Here is a 17,232-nt window from a genome sequence, read left to right as displayed (position 1 = left end):
CAAAGCTTTCGCGTTCCTCGATCGCGCGGACCCTGATAGGTCGTGGCGATGACCCTGTCTGAACATCCCGCCGCGGCGCTTTTCCGCATCGTTGGCACCGCATGATCGCGCACCTCACCGGGCGGCTGGCGGCGACCGATATCGACCATGCGGTGATCGACGTCGGCGGCGTCGGCTATCTCGTCGGCTCGTCGGCCAAGACGCTCGCGGCGATCGGCCCGGTCGGCGGCACCGTGACGATCCACACCGAAATGCTGGTGTCGGAGGATTCGATCCGGCTGATGGGCTTCGCCGACGCCGACGAGCGCGACTGGTTCCGGCTGCTCACCGGGGTGCAGGGGGTCGGCGCGCGCGTCGCGCTGGCGATCCTGTCGGTGCTCGCGCCCGACGAATTGCGCGCGGCGGTGGCGCGGCAGGACAAGGCGATGGTCGCGCGCGCCAACGGGGTCGGGCCCAAGCTCGCCGAGCGGATCGTGCGCGAATTGAAGGACAAGGCGGGCGGGTTCGGCATCGGCGCCGCGGGCGTCGCGGGTGCTTCGCCCGCTGCCGGCGGGCAGGCGCAGGATGCGGTGTCGGCGCTGCTCAACCTGGGCTTTCGCGCGCCCGAGGCCAATGCCGCGGTGCGCGCCGCCGAGGATGCGATCGGCCCCGATGCGCCCTTCGACACGCTGGTGCGCGAGGCACTCAAGCGCGCCTCGCGCTAAGCGATACGGGATTTCGGTAAGGCTGCTCCCCCGATCTTGCGCAGTCGCATGATAGCGCTAGCATTTGTGCAACGACTCGGAATCGATAGCCGAGCGGGACCGCGATCCACCGGATCGCCAGGGGAGGAGAGCGATGATGAAGGCCTATTCGCGGCGCGAAACCCTCGTGCTTGCCGGCGCGCTCGGCGTCACTGCGTGCAGCGGCAGCGGCGGGGGCGACAACAGCAGCCCGCCGATCGCCACGCCCAGTCCGACCCCCACCCCCGCGCCGACCCCGACGCCCACACCAACGCCAACGCCGACCCCGACGCCCGCCATGACGCTCGCGGCGGCGGCAGCCACGCGCGGCATGCGCTTCGGCTCGACGCTGGCGTGGAGCGCCGCCGGGGCCGATGCCGGATCGTTCGCCAACCCCGCTTATGCCGCGCTGCTCGAGCGCGACTGCCAGCTGCTCGTCCCCGAAAACGAGATGAAGTGGGAATATCAGTCGAGCGCCGAGAATGTGTACGATTGGACGCGCGCCGATGCGATGCTCGCTTATGCCGAAAGCAAGCGGCTCGAGATGCGCGGCCATGTGATGCTGTGGTACATCCAGGAACGCTTCCCCGCCTGGCTGCGCAGCTATGATCTGGGCGTCAACCCGCGCGCGACCGCCGAACGGCTGATCCGCAGCCATGTCCAGAACGTCGCGCGGCATTTCGGCAACCGCATCAAGAGCTGGGACGTGCTCAACGAGGCGGTCGAGCCGAGCACCGGCGCGGTACGCCGCAACATGCTGGCCGACGCGGTGGGCGGCGACCCGAGCATCATGGACCTGGCCTTCCGCACCGCGCGCGAGGAACTCCCCACCGCCGAGCTGGTCTATAACGATTATATGGATTGGGGATCGGTCACGCACCGCAACGGCGTGCTCGCGCTGCTGCGCGGGTTTCGCGATCGCAACGTGCCGATCGACGCGCTGGGCATCCAGTCGCATATCGGCTTCTATTCCTCGGGCACCGCGCAATCGATCGCCGATGCGCAGATCCCCGGCATGCGCAGCTGGCTCGATCAGGTGACCGGGCTCGGCTACAAGCTCATCATCACCGAACTCGATGTCAGCGATCGCAACCGCACCGGCACCATCGCGCAGCGCGACGCTGATGTCGCGGTCTATGGCAAGGCATGGCTCGACCTGTTGTTCAGCTATCCGCAGCTCAAGGACGTGCTCGTCTGGGGGATGAACGACAAATATAGCTGGCTGCAGAATTTCTCGCCGCGGCCCGACGGGCAGCCGGTCAGGCCGTGTCCCTATGATGCCGAGGCGCGGGCGAAGCCGTTATACGATGCGATTCGCGCGGCCTTCCAGGCAACTACCGCGCGCTGATCGCCATCGCTCGCCAGGATGGGGGCGGGCGGTTCGATGTCCCGCTTTCGTTCCGCCGCGCGCGCGGCTAATGCAGGGTGTGACCGACACCGACCGCATCCTCACCCCGTTGCGCAAGCCCGACGATGTCGATGCCGCGCTGCGCCCCAAATCGCTCGACGATTTCGTCGGGCAGAAGGGTGCGCGTGAGAATCTGCGGATCTTTATCGAAGCGGCGCGGTCGCGCGGCGAGGCGCTCGATCATGTGTTGTTCTTCGGGCCGCCCGGGCTCGGCAAGACCACGCTGGCGCAGATCGTCGCGCGCGAAATGGGGGTGGGGTTCCGAGCTACCTCGGGGCCGGTGATCGCCAAGTCGGGCGACCTGGCGGCGCTGCTCACCAACCTTGAGGATGGCGACGTGCTGTTCATCGACGAGATTCACCGCCTCGCCCCCGCGGTCGAGGAAGTGCTCTACCCCGCGATGGAGGATCGCGCGCTCGACCTGATGATCGGCGAGGGGCCGTCGGCGCGCAGCGTGCGGATCGATCTGCCGCGCTTTACTCTGGTCGGCGCGACGACGCGGCAGGGGCTGCTCACCACCCCGTTGCGCGACCGCTTCGGCATTCCGATCCGGCTGCAATTCTACTCCGTCGACGAGCTCGAACGCGTGATCACCCGCGCCGCCGGGCTGCTCGACCTGGCGATCTCGCCCGATGGCGCGCGCGAGGTCGCCCGCCGCGCGCGCGGCACCCCGCGGATCGCCGGGCGGTTGCTGCGCCGGGTGCGCGACTTCGCCAATGTCGCGGGCGCGCCGATCGTCGATGCGCGCACCGCTGATGCCGCGCTCAACCGGCTCGAGGTCGATTCGCTCGGGCTCGACGCGATGGACCGCCGCTATCTGCTGATGATCGCCGACATTTATCGTGGCGGCCCGGTGGGGGTCGAGACGCTGGCGGCGGGGCTATCCGAGCCGCGCGACACCGTCGAGGAAGTGATCGAGCCGTATCTCATCCAGATCGGCATGATCGCCCGCACCGCGCGCGGGCGCTGCCTCAACGGCGCGGCGTGGAAACATCTGGGACTGCCGATGCCGACGGGCGCGCAGGACGGGTTGTTCGACTAGCTCTCCCCTCCCTGGAAGGGAGGGGCTGGGGGTGGGTAGGGTCCGGGAGCTACGGAACCCGCTCACCACACCCATCCGTATCGTGAGCACTCGACCCACCCCCGACCCAGTGTCGGGTGAACAGCGCCCCGCGCTGTCCGGGCCATGGCGGGGGCATGGCCGACCCGGCACTCTTCCAGGGAGGGGAGGAGCGCGACCAGCGGTTCGGGGAATGCGACGAGGCTCTCGCCGCCGCCACATTCGCGCTTCCCTCGCGCCCGCATCCACCGCACAAGCTTTGACCCGTCCTCAAGCCTTGGTTAATGCGCGCAAATGACGCCGGACACCCCGCAATCGGGCCGCTTCGTGGGCGGCGAGCATCGCTTCGCGGTGCGCGTCTATTTCGAGGATACCGACCTGTCGGGCGTCGTCTACCACGCCAATTATCTGCGCTACATGGAGCGTGCGCGCTCGGACATGCTGCGCGTCGCCGGCGTCGATCAGCGCGCCGCGCATGAGGCGGGCGAGGGCGCCTATGTCGTGCGCGATCTGCGAATCCGCTATGCCGCGCCCGCGCGGCTCGACGATGCGCTGGTGGTCGTCTCGACGATCACGCGAATTCGCGCCGCCTCGGTCGATATTCATCAACGAGTCATGCGCGACGGGGTCGTCTTGACCGATGCGCAGGTCGAAGTCGCGTTCGTCGCGCCTTCGGGTCGTGCGAGACGCCAGCCGGCAAAGTGGGTAGAGGCGTTCGACGCCGTGTCTGAAAAGGGAAAGCCGAGCTAGATGGAAGCAATCGTGAACGCCGACGCTGCGACCCTGTCCCCGCTGGCGCTGTTCCTCACCGCCGACTGGGTGGTGAAGGGCGTGATGCTCGGGCTGTTGCTGGCGAGTATCTGGACCTGGGCGATCATCGTCAGCTTCCGCCGCAAGATCGGCCGCGCGCGCAAGGCGATCGACCAGTTCGAGAACGACTATCGCCGCGCCGAGGATGTCGATGCGTTCCACCGCACCCATTCGGAAAGCGACATGGCGATCGCGCGGGTATTTTCGGCAGGCGTCGCCGAATGGCGGCGATCGACCGCGGGCAAGGCGATCGACCGCGAGGGCACGCGCGAGCGGCTGGGTACCGCGATGGGCGCCGCGGTCGCGAGCGAGATCGATCGGATGTCCGATCGGCTCAACGTGCTCGCAACGATCGGCTCGGTCGCGCCCTTCGTCGGGCTGTTCGGCACCGTCTGGGGGATCATGCGCAGCTTCACCGCGATCGCGCAGGCACAGAATTCATCGCTCGCGGTGGTCGCGCCGGGCATCGCCGAGGCGCTGTTCGCGACCGCGATCGGGCTGTTCGCGGCGATCCCCGCGGTGATCGCGTACAATCGCTTTAGTCACGGCATCAACAAGATCGAGGCGCGGCTGAACCGGTTTGCTGACGGCTTCCACGCGACGCTGAGCCGGCAGCTGGAGCTGGGGGCGTGAGGAGCCTTGCAATCCTCCCCGCGCGAAGCGGGGGGAGGGGGACCATGCGCAGCATGGTGGAGGGGGCCGCCGTGCAACGGCGGCTGCGCCGCCGCCCCTCCACCATCGCTTCGCGACGGTCCCCCTCCCCAAGCAAGCTTGGGGCGGATTGAGCGATGGCGATGAATCTCCCCTCCTCGCGCGGCAAGGGCCGGCGCGCGCCGATGGCCGACATCAACGTCACGCCACTGGTCGACGTCATGCTGGTGCTGCTGATCATCTTCATGGTCACCGCGCCGTTGCTCACCACCGGGGTGCCGGTGAACCTGCCCGAAAGCCGCGCCAAGGCGCTCGATGAAGAGCAGGAGCCGGTCCAGGTCGCGCTCGACGCCGGCGGCAAGATCTTCGTCAACGACAATGAAGTGAGCGCATCGATCCTGCCCGACGTGCTGGCCGAGATCGCCGCCGCGGGCGATGCCGAAAACCCGCGCCAGGTGTTCCTGCGCGCCGATCGCGCGCTCGATTATGGCGAAGTCATGCGCGTAATGGGCGAGCTCAACCGCGTCGGCCTCAACCGCGTCGCGCTGGTGACGGTGGGGTCCGAGGCGCGTTGAGCCGGGGCCGCGCCTGATGGATCGCGCCGAAAAGGTCGGACTCGGCGTCGCCGCGGCGGGTCATGTCGTGCTGTTCGGGCTGTTGTCGGTCGGCTTCCTGGCGACCCCCAATCCCGAAAGCCTGGTGTCGACCCCGGTCGAGGTGAGCCTGGTCGACGAGGTCGGGCTGGTCGCCGAATCGCCGACGCTCGAAGCGCCCTCGGCCTCGGTCGCGCCCGAGGAGGGGCCGCCCGAGGACGCGGCGCCGCCCGCCCCCGCCGAATCCGAGCCCGAACCGGCGCCCGAACTCGAACCCGCGCCTCCCGAGCCTGCCCCCGCACCGCGTCCGGCGGCGAAGCCCGCGCCGCGGCCCGTGACCAAAGCGGTGCCGCGCCCGGCGGCCAAGCCTGCGCCCAAGGCAGCGCCCAAGCGCCCAGCGCCTGCCGAAGCGCCGCCCGCCAAGGCCAAGGCAGCACCGCGCCCCGCCGCGAAAGCGCTTGCCAAGGCGGCCCCTAAGGCAGCTGCTGCAAAGGCCGCGCCGAAGTCCGCCGCCGCCAAGGGCAGCGGCACCGACGCCGCCGCCAAGAAGGCGCGCCCGCGCGGATCGCGGCTAGGCGACGATTTCCTCAAAGGCCTGAGCGCCGACGACACCCCGCGCAAGGCGAGCAACGCCGCGCCCGCGCAGCGTGTCGGCGCGTCGCAGCTCGCCAATATCGGTTCGGCAATCAGGCGTCAGGTGCAGCCTTGCGCGGATCGCCAGGTGACTCCTGGGCCTGGGGCCGAGCGGATTCGCGTGACGATCCGGTTGCAACTGGCCGAGGACGGCTCGCTGCGCTCGCGCCCGACGGTGGTCGGCCAGCCGCAGGGAGTCGATGACGGCAACCGCCGCTATGTCGATCGCGTCAACGATCTGGCGATCGCGACCTTCGTCGGCTGTTCCCCGCTTCGCGGCCTGCCCGCCGAGCTATATGATGCCCCCGGCGGCTGGCGGACGTTCACGTTGCGCTACAATCTGCCCGGTTGAGGAGAGAAGTGATGCGTTGGTTTGCACAGCCTGGCCAAATCCGTTCGTTTCGAGCCCTTCGACTGCCTGCCAAGGCAGGCGCTCAGGACAAGCTTCGGCCCAGCGGGCCGAAGTCGAGAAACGCTGACCGGACGGCTGGGGCGGTTTCTCGACTTCGCTCGAAACGAACGGGTGTGGTGGCGCTTTCCGTCCTCGCCATCGCCTTCCCCGCCGCGGCGCAGGAGATCGTTCCGCCGCCCGCCGCCGCCCCCGCCGAGCAGCAGGGCGAGGAACTCGTCGTCGACGTGACCGGTGGCATTTCAGCGCCGATGCCGATCGCGATCCCCTTCTTCCCCACCCCCGCGGTCACCAGCACCGCCGCGGGATCGACCGACGCGCTCGGGCGGCAGCTCGCCGAGATCATCGCCACCGACCTTCGCAATTCGGGCCTCTTCACCCCGATCGCGCCAGCCCAATTGCGCACCGTGTCGTTCCCCGAAGTCACCGCGCCCGCTTATGATTATTGGAGCGGCACCGGCGCGCAGGCGTTGGTGCAGGGGTTCATCCGCGCCAACAACGACGGCACGCTCACCGTCGGCTGCTATCTCTACGACGCGCTCAGCCGCGCCGAGCTGTCGCGCCAGGGCTTTGTCGTGCCGCCCGCCGATTGGCGCCGCGCCGCGCATAAATGCGCCGACACCGTCTATACAAGGCTGACCGGCGAGGGGCCGTATTTCGACACCCGCATCGTCTATGTCTCCGAAACCGGTCCCAAGAACCGGCGGATCAAGCGGCTGGCGATCATGGATCAGGACGGCGCGAACCACAAATTCCTTACCAACGGCCAGTCGATCGTGCTGACCCCGCGCTTCGCGCCCAACCAGCAGTCGATCGTTTATATGAGCTATGTCGACGACAAGCCGACCATCTATGTCTACGACATCGGCACCGGGCGTCAGCGCCGCGTCGTGTCGGGAGTCAGCCTCGCCTTTGCGCCGCGCTTCTCGCCCGACGGCCGCAGCATCCTGTTTTCGATGGCGCAGAACGGCAACACCGACCTGTACCGCGTCGCGGCCTCCGGCGGCAGCCCGCAGCGGCTGACCAATTCGCCCGGCATCGACACCGGCGGCAGCTATTCGCCCGACGGCAGCAAGATCGTCTTCGAAAGCGATCGCGGCGGCACCCAGCAGCTGTATGTGATGAACGCCGACGGATCGAACCAGCGCCGGATCAGCTTCGGCAGCGGCCGCTACGGCACCCCCGCCTGGAGCCCGCGCGGCGACCTGATCGCCTTCACGCGGATCGCCGGCGGGTTCAAGATCGGCATCATGAACCCCTCGGGCGGCGGCGAGAAGATCCTCACCGAAGCCTGGGGCGACGAGGGGCCGAGCTGGGCGCCCAATGGCCGCGTCATCACCTATCTGCGCTCGGGCCGCGGATCGGGGGCACAGGTCTGGTCGGTCGATCTGACCGGGGTCAACGCGCGCCGCATCCCCACCCCGCTCGACGGGTCGGACCCCAGCTGGGGCCCGGTCCGGCCCTGATACCGGAACCATCCAACCGCGTACCGATTTGAAGTTTCAGAGGAGACGACGACATGGCGACCAAGAAAACGACGGTGCTGATCCTGGGTGCAGCTTTGCTGGCCACCGCGGGCTGCGCCAAGAAGCGCCCCGAAGTGCTCCCGCCCGCACCCGGCGAGACCGGGACCGTGGCACCCGGCACGGGCATGAACGACGGCAATGTCGGCACCGGCAACGTCCCCGGATCGGCCGAGGACTTCCGCCGCTCGGTCCAGAGCGACACGGTGAATTTCGAGCTCGACAGCTACGACATCGATCCCACCGCGCGCGCGATCCTCGACGGGCAGGCGACGTGGCTGGCGCAATATCCCGCGACGCGGATCACGATCGAGGGCCATGCCGACGAGCGCGGTACGCGCGAATACAACCTCGCGCTGGGCGATCGCCGCGCCAATTCGGCGAAGAACTACCTCGTCGCGCGCGGCATCTCGGCCGATCGGATCACGACGATCAGCTATGGCAAGGAACGCCCGCTGGGCGGTTCGGGCGAAGCCGCCTGGGCGCAGGATCGCCGCGCGGTCACCGTGGTGGTGAGCTGAACTTGGCCCCCCTCCCGCTTGCGGGAGGGGATAGCCTACCCGCGCCAATCGTCACCCCAGTGAAAGCTGGGGTGACGGGCGTAGCGGCGGTCTCTCCCTACCGCCGCCGCTCGGGCTTGAACGCCTTTGCCGGATCGAGCGCCTCGTCGAGCAATCGCGCCAGCCGCAGTCCCGCGCGCTCGACCTGCAACCGCGCAGGCGCGATCGCCTGTTCGATCGCGGCGTTGGTGAGGGTCACCCGCTCAGAGGGCTTGGGGCCACACGGATCGCCGCCGAGTGCCAGTGCATAGGCGACGTCGTGGCTTACGGCCCAGGCTTCACGGCTCCAGTCCTCGGTCGTCCCGGCAGCGATTGCCGCGCGTTCCTGCGCTGAATAGACTCGTTCAAGCGAGGGCGGTGTCGTCAGCGCGCGTTCGGCCAATTGGCCGTCCCACACCGAATGCAGGTTGAGCCGTTCGCTGACATAGTCGCCATAGCTCGACTTCACATCATTGCCGCCGCGATCGCCGCGGTCGCCGGCATGGAGCGGCATGTGCAGGTCGCCGACGAAGTGGATCAGGAAAGCGAGCGCCGCCACCTTCTCGCTTTGCGGAACCGTGCTGTTCTGCAGGATCTTCACCTGCCGGTCGATCTGCGCCGACACGCAATTGCCGTCCTTGCACGCGCTTGCCGGGTCGAACGGCTTGCAGATGTCGATGTTCTGATAATGCCAGGGCGAGGTGTAGCTGAACCGCTCGCCCATTCCGCGGATGCAATCGGGCCAGACGCTGGCGTCTTCGGGGCTGGCGGCGCGGCAGCTGGGGGTCTGGAGCAGCGCGGTCTGCCGCAGCATCGCCGCCACCTTGGCGCGGGTCGCGGGGCTCGCGTTGGCGAGCGCGATCCGCGCGACCGCGCCGTGCGCGTAGCGGCCATAGGCTTGGGCGGGGGTGTGGAAGGCGAGTGCGAAAAGCGCGGCGAGCAGGGCGAGGGTACGAAGCATGTGCCTGCGCTAGCGGTGCTTTATGACGAAGCCAATACTTCCCCCCTCCCTGTAAGGGAGGGGTCGGGGGTGGGTAGGGTCCGGGCGATACGGAAACCACAACAACCAGGGCTACCGTACCACGGTCACTCGACCGACCCCCATCCCCTCCCTGTAAGGGAAGGGGAGAACCCTCACTCGTCCCCGTAAATCGCCACGCTCCGCTTGCCCGCGGCGCTCGCCATCCCGCGATACATCCCCGGCGTGTTGAAGCTGTACGCCATCTCGCCGCTCGGCCCCGTCACGATCACCCCGCCGGTGCCGCCCAGCGCCAGCGTTTCGGCCATCACCACGTCGGCGGCGGCCTTCAGCGTCTCGCCCTTGAAGCGCACCCGCGCGCAGATTTCATGCGCCACGCCCTCGCGGATGAAGAATTCGCCCGCGCCGGTGGCGGAGATCGCGCAGGCGCGATCGTCGGCATAGGTGCCCGCCCCGATCAGCGGCGAATCGCCGATCCGGCCCCAGCGCTTGCCGGTGACGCCGCCGGTCGAGGTTGCGGCGGCGACATGCCCCTTGGCATCGCGCGCGACCGCGCCGACGGTGCCGTATTTCATGTCGATGTCGTAGGCGTTGGCGCCCTGCGACTTCAGCTCGTCGAGCTGGCGGCGGCGCTCGTCGGTGGCGAACCATTCGGGGCCGGCCTGTTCGAGGCCCTGCTCGCGCGAGAAGCGGTTGGCGCCTTCGCCCGCGAGCATCACGTGCGGGCTGTTCTCCATCACCGCGCGCGCCAGGCCGATCGGGTTCTTGGTCGCGTTGATCCCCGCGACCGCACCCGCCTTGCGCGTGGTGCCCTCCATGATCGCGGCGTCGAGCTCGTTGGTGCCCTCATAGGTGAACACCGCGCCGCGCCCGGCATTGAAGCTGGGATCATCCTCGAGCACGCGCACCGCCGCCTCGACCGCGTCGAGCGCGCTGCCGCCCGCCGCCAGCACCTTGGTCCCGGCATCGATTGCGGCATTCAGCCCGGCGCGCGCCGCAGCCTCGCGATCGGGGGTCATCCGCGCCCGTTCGATCACGCCAGCGCCGCCGTGGATGACCAGGGTCCAGCCGGGATTGTCTTGCGCGGCGGCGGGGGTGGCAGTCATGGTCAGGGCTCCGATGGCGGTTAGGATGGTGCGTGCGAAGGGCATGGGAGGGTACCTTCTTTCCCCCTCCCGCTGCCGGGAGGGGTCGGGGGAGGGGCTGTCTTACGACGACAGTTCTCGCCGACATGCCCTCCCCTAGCCCCTCCCGCAAGCGGGAGGGGGACTCAAGCGGCAGGGTCTAAGGCAGGATCAACCCCGCCAGCGCCGCCGACATCAGGTTCGCCAGGCTGCCCGCGAGCAGTGCGCGGATGCCTAGCCGTGCGATCACCGGGCGCTGGTTGGGGGCGAGGCTGCCCGTCGCGGCCATCTGGATCGCGATCGAGCTGAAATTGGCGAAGCCGCACAGCGCGAAGGTGATGATCGCGGTGGTGCGGGTGCTCAATTCCCCGCCCATCCGGCCGAGATCGATGAACGCGACAAATTCGTTGAGCACCAGCTTGGTGCCGAACAGCCCACCCGCGCGGCCCGCCTCGTCCCAGGGGATGTTGAGCAGGAACATGATCGGCTTGAAAAAGCTGCCAATCACCGCCTGGAAGCTGAGCGTCGGATAGCCGAACCAGCCGCCGACCGCGCCGAGCAAGCCATTGGCCATCGCCACCAGCGCGACGAACGCCAGCACCATCGCGCCGACGGCGACCGCGATCTTGACGCCGATCTGCGCGCCCATCGCGGCGGCCATGATGACATTGGCGGCGCGTTCGTCCTCCTCGACCTTCTCGCCGACCGCGATCACCGCGTCGTCGGGCTCGCCCGTCAGCGGCAATTCGGGCTCGACCGGATCGTCTGGCATGATGATCTTGGCCATCAGCAGCCCGCCAGGCGCTGCCATGAAGCTGGCGGCGAGCAGATAGGGCAATGCTGCCGGCCCAAGGAACGAGGCATAGGCCGCCAGGATCGTGCCCGCGACGCCCGCCATGCCGACCGACATCACCGCGAACAACTGGCTTGGGGTGAGCGCGGCCAGATAGGGCTTGATGACCAGCGGCGATTCGCTCTGGCCGACGAAGATGTTCGCCGCCGAACACAGCGATTCGACCTTCGACACGCCGGTCACCTTCTCGATCGCGCCGCCGACATAGCGGATCACGAACTGCATGACGCGCAGGTGATACAGCACCGAGACGAGGCTGGCGAAGAAGATGATCACCGGCAGCGCCGAGATCGCGAAGCTCGCGCCGCCCATGTCGGGGCGCGCCAGTGGGCCGAAGATGAAGTCGGTGCCCGCCTGGGCATAGCCGAGCAAGGCGGTGACGCCCGCTGCCATCGTGCCGATCATCGCGCGTCCGGCGGGGACGTAGAGCACGAGGAAGGCGATCCCCGCCTGCAACGCAAACGCCGCCCCCACCACGCGAAGCCGGATCGCGCGGCGATTGGTCGACAGCAGGACGGCGAGCCCCAAGATGACCGCGATACCGGCCAGGCCGATCAGAAACCGTGTGAACAAAACCCTGTCGCTTCCCCAAGCGCGCCGCGCAACGCCGGCACAGGTGAAAGGTCGCAGGTGACACAGGACGCCGGGCGATGGAAGCGCGATGTTGTGGCCAAGGCCCTCAGCCAACCGTCTCCCACAGAGGGGAGGGGGTTAGAACGGAAAAGGGCGGCGCTCCTTTCGGAACGCCGCCCTTTCTACCGCAACACGGTCCGCGATTATGCGACCGGCTTTGCCTTTTCGGCGGCGATCGCCATCCGGTTCGACAGCGGCTGGGCAGCGTCGCCGGCCAGCTTCATCATGTGCTCGGTGGTCTTCGATGCTTCGGCTACATAGGCGTCGAAGGCGGCGCGCATGTAATCGCTCTGCAGCTTGAACAGCTCGGTCGGCGACTTCACCGCGGCCATGCTCTTCATCGCGGCGGTGGCCTGCTCGAACGACTTGCGGCCGAACTCGGCGGCTTCCTGCGTCAGCGCTTCCATGCCCTTGGCGGCGATTCGGCCCGATTCGGTAACCGCTTCGAGATTGCCCTTGGCCATCTCGTTCATTTCCTCGACCATCTTGGCGTTCTTTTCCATCATGCCCTTGGCGCGATCGTTCATCTCGCCCAGCATCGCCTGCGTCTGCTCGGTGGTCTTCTCGGCGGCGTTCTTCATTTCGGTCTGCATGGTTCGGGTATCCTTCTCGACGGTGCGCGCCGCGGCCTGGACGACCTTGGCGGTTTGGGTGGCAACGCTCTTTGCGGTGTTCGCGACCTTTTCGGTCGTCTTGGCGACCGGTGCGGCAAGGATTTTCGCTGCCGCTTGGGTCTTGGCGACGACGTCGGGCTTTGGCACCGGCGTCGTTGCGGGGTTGGTTTTGGGGCTCGAACTCGGCGCGGCGACCTTGGCGGGTGCCGGGTTGACGATCGCCGAGGCAATCTTGGGCTCGGGCGCGATCGAACGCTGGATCGCCTCAATCGCAGCGGCAGGCACTACGGGCTTGGCGATCTCAGGCGCGGGCGGCGTTGCGGCGACCGGCGCTGGCTTCGCTGGCATGGGCGCTGGCTTGGCTGCCACGGGCGCTGGCTTGGCGGCTGCCGGCGTCGGCTTTGCCGCTACCTGCACCGGCTTCGCCTTGGTCGTGCTGCCCGAGGTATTCGGACCGGTGGGCTGACCTTTGTTGGCCATGATGCCTCCTTCGGGTGAAATGCTGCGATGCAGTATCTACCGCGAATCCACCCAAAAGGCAAATTTTGTGTTGCGCCGCAACATAACCGTCATGCTGCGGCCTAACCTCCCCTAATTCAGCGGGTTTTTACATATTCCCCCGGTGCATCGGCCAACGCCTCGAGCTTACCCTTGCCGGGAATGCGCGCGCCGCGCGCGGCGACTCGCGTCGCATCGGCGGCTTCGATCCACTGCATCCAGTCGGGCCACCAGCTGCCCTTGGTTTCGGTCGCGCCGGCGACGAAATCGGCGAGCGACGATACCTTCGCCTCGTTGGTCCAATATTGATACTTATTGGCGCTCGGTGGGTTGACCACCCCCGCAATATGTCCCGATCCCGCGAGGACGAAGCGCAGCGGCCCGGCGAAATGATCGGTGATCTTCCAGACGCTGTGCGCAGGCGCGATATGGTCTTCGCGCCCCGCCTGGATGTAGCTGGGGGTCTTCACCGTCGACAGGTCGATCGGCGTGCCCGCGATCTGCATCGCGCCGGGCACCACCAGCTTGTTGTCGCGATACAGGTCGGTCAGATAGCTTTGATGCCATTTGGCGGGCAGGTTGGTGACGTCGGCATTCCAGTGGAGCAGGTCGAACGGCGCATAATCGGCGCCCAGCAGATAATTGTTGGTGACATAGTTCCAGATCAGGTCGCGGCCGCGCAGCAGGTTGAAGGTGGTCGCCATGTAGCGTCCGTCGAGATACCCGTCGCTCGAGAGCGAATCGATCATCTTGAGCTGTTCGTCGCCGACGAACAGGCTGAGCTCGCCCGCCTCGGCGAAATCGACCTGGGTGGTGAAGAAGGTCGCGGTCTTTACCTTGTCGGCCTCGCCGCGCGCGGTGAGCAGCGCCAGCGTCGCCGCAAGCGTGGTGCCCGCAACGCAATAGCCGATCGCATGCACGCTTTCGACGCCGAGCAGGTCGCGTACCGTATCGATCGCGTCGATCTGCCCGCGCTCGACATAATCGTCCCAGACGACGTCCTTCATCGACGCATCGGCCGAGCGCCACGACACGACGAACACGCTCAGACCCTGTTCGACCGCCCAGCGGATGAAGCTCTTCTCGGCGGTCAGGTCGAGGATGTAGAAACGGTTGATCCAGGGCGGGAAGATCACCAGCGGGGTTTCGAACACCTGCTTGGTCGCGGGCGCATATTGGATCAGCTCGTATAGCGGGGTGCGGCGCACCACCTTGCCCGGCGTCATCGCCAGGTTGCGCCCGAGCTCGAACGCCGAGGTGTCGCTCTGCGTCATCTGCCCCTTGGCGATGTCGGCGAGCATGTTCTGCAGCCCCTTGAGCAGATTCTCGCCGCGGGTTTCGACGATCTTCTCGATCACTTCGGGATTGGTGGCGGGGAAGTTGGTCGGGCTCATCGCGTCGATGAAGCCCTGGGTGGCGAATCGGATCTGCTCCTTCTGGCGCGGCTCGACGCCCTCGAGCGAATCGACGCCCTTCACCATGTGATCGGCAATCAGGAAATAGCTCTGCCGCAGAAAGTCGAAGACCGGGTCTTCGCGCCATTGCGGCGCCCTGAAGCGGCGGTCCTTGGCGTGTTCGGGGCTTTCCGCCGCCGGCACCGCGTGCGCGGGGTCGAGGAAGCGCTGCCACAGCTGCAGCGTGTCGGTCCAGAAGGCGGCGCCCGCGCGCATCGCCTGGGCGGGGTCGAACATCGCGGGGAAGGCTGGGGCGGCCTTGGCGGCGGGAAGCTGCGCCATCATGTCGATGCCCGCCTCCATCATCATCTGCTGCGCGCGGCCGAGCACCCCGGTCCAATGCTGCAGCTCTTGCAGGCTGGGTGCCGCGGGAGGAGCGGTGGGTTCGGCCATGCGGGAGATCCTCTTGCTGTTGCCGTTGCTCTACCCGCGCGAGCCTCTCGAAGAAACCCGCGCGGCGCCTGCTTTCGCTGGGCAGGCGATACGCGTAAGGGCGTAACGTCCGAAGGGAGCATCCATGTCCGACGAATTCTACCGCATCAAACGCTTGCCGCCTTATGTCATCGCCGAGGTCAACGCGATGCGGGCGCAGGCGCGCAGCGGTGGCGAGGACATTATCGACCTCGGCATGGGCAATCCCGACCTGCCGCCGCCGCAGCACGTGATCGACAAATTATGCGAAGTCGCGCGCAAGCCCGACGCGCATGGCTATTCGCAGTCGAAGGGGATTCCCGGCCTTCGCAAGGCGCAGGCCAATTATTACGGTCGCCGGTTCGGGGTCGAGCTCGATCCCGAGACCGAAGTCGTCGTGACGATGGGATCGAAGGAAGGGCTGTCGAGCCTCGCCACCGCGATCACCGGGCCGGGCGACGTCGTGCTGGCGCCCAACCCCTCCTACCCGATCCACACCTTCGGATTCATCATCGCGGGCGCTGCGATCCGCAGCGTACCGACGACCCCCGACGAGGAATATTTCCGCTCGCTAGAACGCGCGATGGCCTTCACCGTGCCGCGCCCCAGCGTGCTGGTGGTGGGCTATCCCTCGAACCCCACCGCCGAGACGGTCGATCTCGCCTTCTACGAGCGGCTGGTCGCCTGGGCGCGCGAGAACAAGGTGTGGGTGCTGAGCGACCTTGCCTATTCCGAGCTCTATTATGACGGCAACCCGACGCGATCGATCCTCGAGGTGCCCGGCGCCAAGGATGTCGCGGTCGAGTTCACCTCGCTGTCGAAGACCTATTCGATGGCGGGCTGGCGGATGGGGTTCGCGGTCGGCAACCAGAAGCTGATCGCGGCGCTGACGCGGGTGAAGTCGTATCTCGATTACGGTGCGTTCACGCCGATCCAGGCGGCCGCCTGCGCCGCGCTCAACGGTCCGCAGGACATCGTCGCGGCCAATCGCGCTTTGTACCACAAGCGCCGCGACGTGATGGTCGAATCGTTCGGCCGCGCGGGCTGGGACATCCCCGCGCCGCGCGCATCGATGTTCGCCTGGGCGCCGCTGCCACCCGCGCTGCGCGAGATGGGGAGCCTCGAATTCTCCAAGCAACTGCTGACCCACGCCAAGGTCGCAGTCGCGCCGGGGGTCGGCTATGGCGAGGACGGCGAAGGCTATGTCCGGATCGCGATGGTCGAGAACGAACAACGGCTGCGCCAGGCGGCGCGCAATGTGAAGAAATATCTTCAGTCGATGGGGGTGAATACCCCGACCACGAAGGTGGGGTAGGACCTAACCGTCACCCCGGCCCCGTGCCGGGGTGACGGGGGGCAGGTCGAACGGAGTGCCTTTTACCCAGCCGCCTTCAGCTTCGCGTCGGCGTCGCGCACATCCTCGGGCAGCGACCATTCCATGTCGCCCTTCTTGTTCAGCACGCGGCCGTCATGGCTCATCACCTGCACCGGCGCGATCGGCTTGCGGTCGCGGGTGTCGACCAGCACCGGCGAGGCGGGGGTACCCGTCTCCCAGCGCTCGCCCCATTGCCGCAGCGCCACCATCGTCGGCAGCAGCGCATAGCCTTTTTCAGTCAGCCGATATTCCACCTTGCGCCGATCATCGTCCATCGGCCGCCGCGCCAGTATGCCATGACCGACCAGCCGGCCCAGCCGGTTAGCTAGGATGTTGCGCGCGATCCCGAGCTCGGCCTGATATTCCTCGAAATGATGGAGCCCGTTGAAGCTGGCGCGCAGGATCATGAACGACCAGCGTTCGCCCATCGCCTCGAGCGCGGCGGGCAGGCTACAGGCAGTCGCCAGAGCGCGGAGCGGCTCGCGGATTTTCTCGTTCATCGTCGAAGACATAGCCCAAGGCACCGGGGTTGAAAACGCGGCAGATATATTGCCTCGCAGCATAGGTCCCATCTTGCAACTAATCGACGATCTGATAGGTTGTCATCTGCTACTGGTTCTTGGGGGGAATCGCCTATGCGCACCATCCTGTCGGCGTCTGCCGTCGTCATGCTTGCCCTCGCCGTTCCCGCCGCGGCGCAAGGCCAAGGCCATTACGCCGCGGTTCCCGCCACCGCTGCGGTCGGCAAGAAGCTGGTCACCCGCGACACGATCTGGCGCTGCGGCGACGGCGGCTGCAGCGCGCCCAAATCGGCGACGCGCCCGGCGATTTTGTGCGAGCTGCTGGTACGCGAAGTCGGCGCGCTGGAGTCGTTCAGCGTTGCGGGCACCGCCTTCGACCCCGATGCGCTCACCAAGTGCAACGCCCGCGCCGAATGACGCGC

General features: G+C 67.4%; 17 protein-coding genes. 11 read left to right on the top strand and 6 right to left on the bottom strand.

All coding sequences use genetic code 11. The features are described from left to right. Window positions 1-101 precede the first annotated feature (101 nt). The 9 genes from ruvA (at window position 102) to pal (ending at window position 8,330) form a co-directional block, all read left to right on the top strand. Window positions 102-704 carry a Holliday junction branch migration protein RuvA gene (gene ruvA, locus OKW76_RS09670; protein ID WP_265548701.1) on the top strand — a complete coding sequence of 201 codons (603 nt, stop codon included), beginning with the start codon at window positions 102-104 and terminating at the stop codon, window positions 702-704. A gap of 133 nt (window positions 705-837) precedes the next feature. After that, a complete protein-coding gene (locus OKW76_RS09665) occupies window positions 838-2,070 on the top strand; it encodes an endo-1,4-beta-xylanase (protein ID WP_265548700.1) in 1,233 nt (410 codons plus the stop codon). A 79-nt stretch (window positions 2,071-2,149) separates the two neighbouring features. Beyond that, on the top strand, window positions 2,150-3,172 hold the full coding sequence (gene ruvB / locus OKW76_RS09660) for a Holliday junction branch migration DNA helicase RuvB (protein ID WP_265548699.1): 1,023 nt from the start codon (window positions 2,150-2,152) through the stop codon (window positions 3,170-3,172). A gap of 312 nt (window positions 3,173-3,484) precedes the next feature. Continuing rightward, entirely contained in the window at window positions 3,485-3,940 is a 456-nt protein-coding gene (gene ybgC / locus OKW76_RS09655; protein ID WP_265548698.1) for a tol-pal system-associated acyl-CoA thioesterase, read from the top strand. After that, on the top strand, window positions 3,941-4,633 hold the full coding sequence (gene tolQ / locus OKW76_RS09650; protein WP_256505513.1) for a protein TolQ: 693 nt from the start codon (window positions 3,941-3,943) through the stop codon (window positions 4,631-4,633). Window positions 4,634-4,788: 155 nt separating this feature from the next. Then, window positions 4,789-5,226 (top strand): protein TolR, encoded by a 438-nt coding sequence (gene tolR / locus OKW76_RS09645; protein ID WP_265548697.1) that lies wholly within the window; start codon window positions 4,789-4,791, stop codon window positions 5,224-5,226. Between the two features lie 16 nt (window positions 5,227-5,242). Then, a complete protein-coding gene (locus OKW76_RS09640) occupies window positions 5,243-6,229 on the top strand; it encodes a cell envelope biogenesis protein TolA (protein WP_265548695.1) in 987 nt (328 codons plus the stop codon). Window positions 6,230-6,405: 176 nt separating this feature from the next. Then, window positions 6,406-7,752, top strand: coding sequence for a Tol-Pal system beta propeller repeat protein TolB (gene tolB, locus OKW76_RS09635; protein ID WP_416221806.1), 1,347 nt, complete (start codon window positions 6,406-6,408; stop codon window positions 7,750-7,752). Between the two features lie 53 nt (window positions 7,753-7,805). Further along, a complete protein-coding gene (gene pal / locus OKW76_RS09630; RefSeq protein ID WP_265548694.1) occupies window positions 7,806-8,330 on the top strand; it encodes a peptidoglycan-associated lipoprotein Pal in 525 nt (174 codons plus the stop codon). A gap of 97 nt (window positions 8,331-8,427) precedes the next feature. Here the strand turns inward: pal and OKW76_RS09625 are convergent, their stop codons facing one another. The 5 genes from OKW76_RS09625 to OKW76_RS09605 all read right to left on the bottom strand — a co-directional run bounded on the left by OKW76_RS09625 (window position 8,428) and on the right by OKW76_RS09605 (window position 14,896). Continuing rightward, window positions 8,428-9,309 (bottom strand): S1/P1 nuclease, encoded by an 882-nt coding sequence (locus OKW76_RS09625; RefSeq protein WP_265548693.1) that lies wholly within the window; start codon window positions 9,307-9,309, stop codon window positions 8,428-8,430. Window positions 9,310-9,482: 173 nt separating this feature from the next. Continuing rightward, window positions 9,483-10,433 (bottom strand): isoaspartyl peptidase/L-asparaginase family protein, encoded by a 951-nt coding sequence (locus OKW76_RS09620; RefSeq protein WP_265548692.1) that lies wholly within the window; start codon window positions 10,431-10,433, stop codon window positions 9,483-9,485. A gap of 178 nt (window positions 10,434-10,611) precedes the next feature. Beyond that, entirely contained in the window at window positions 10,612-11,877 is a 1,266-nt protein-coding gene (locus OKW76_RS09615) for a NupC/NupG family nucleoside CNT transporter (protein ID WP_265548691.1), read from the bottom strand. Window positions 11,878-12,080: 203 nt separating this feature from the next. Next, window positions 12,081-13,031: a phasin family protein gene (gene phaP, locus OKW76_RS09610; RefSeq protein WP_265548690.1), complete on the bottom strand. Its 951-nt coding sequence runs from the start codon at window positions 13,029-13,031 to the stop codon at window positions 12,081-12,083. 116 nt (window positions 13,032-13,147) lie between these two features. Continuing rightward, window positions 13,148-14,896 (bottom strand): PHA/PHB synthase family protein, encoded by a 1,749-nt coding sequence (locus tag OKW76_RS09605; RefSeq protein WP_265548689.1) that lies wholly within the window; start codon window positions 14,894-14,896, stop codon window positions 13,148-13,150. A gap of 124 nt (window positions 14,897-15,020) precedes the next feature. Here OKW76_RS09605 and OKW76_RS09600 point away from each other — a divergent pair, with 124 nt between their 5' ends. Continuing rightward, the gene (locus tag OKW76_RS09600; RefSeq protein ID WP_265548688.1) at window positions 15,021-16,229 is read left to right on the top strand and encodes an LL-diaminopimelate aminotransferase; all 1,209 of its coding nucleotides are present in this window, start codon (window positions 15,021-15,023) and stop codon (window positions 16,227-16,229) included. 62 nt (window positions 16,230-16,291) lie between these two features. Here the strand turns inward: OKW76_RS09600 and OKW76_RS09595 are convergent, their stop codons facing one another. Next, window positions 16,292-16,789 (bottom strand): winged helix-turn-helix transcriptional regulator, encoded by a 498-nt coding sequence (locus OKW76_RS09595; RefSeq protein WP_265548687.1) that lies wholly within the window; start codon window positions 16,787-16,789, stop codon window positions 16,292-16,294. Window positions 16,790-16,924: 135 nt separating this feature from the next. Between OKW76_RS09595 and OKW76_RS09590 the strand changes: the two genes are divergently transcribed. Next, window positions 16,925-17,227, top strand: a complete 303-nt coding sequence (locus OKW76_RS09590; RefSeq protein ID WP_265548686.1) for a CC_3452 family protein — start codon at window positions 16,925-16,927, stop codon at window positions 17,225-17,227. Window positions 17,228-17,232: the final 5 nt, after the last annotated feature.

This window comes from Sphingomonas sp. S1-29 (assembly GCF_026167545.1).
In the GTDB taxonomy this organism is placed as follows: domain Bacteria; phylum Pseudomonadota; class Alphaproteobacteria; order Sphingomonadales; family Sphingomonadaceae; genus Sphingomonas.
Note: the sequence above shows the minus strand (reverse complement) of the source record. Positions and strands in the feature narration are given on the sequence as shown.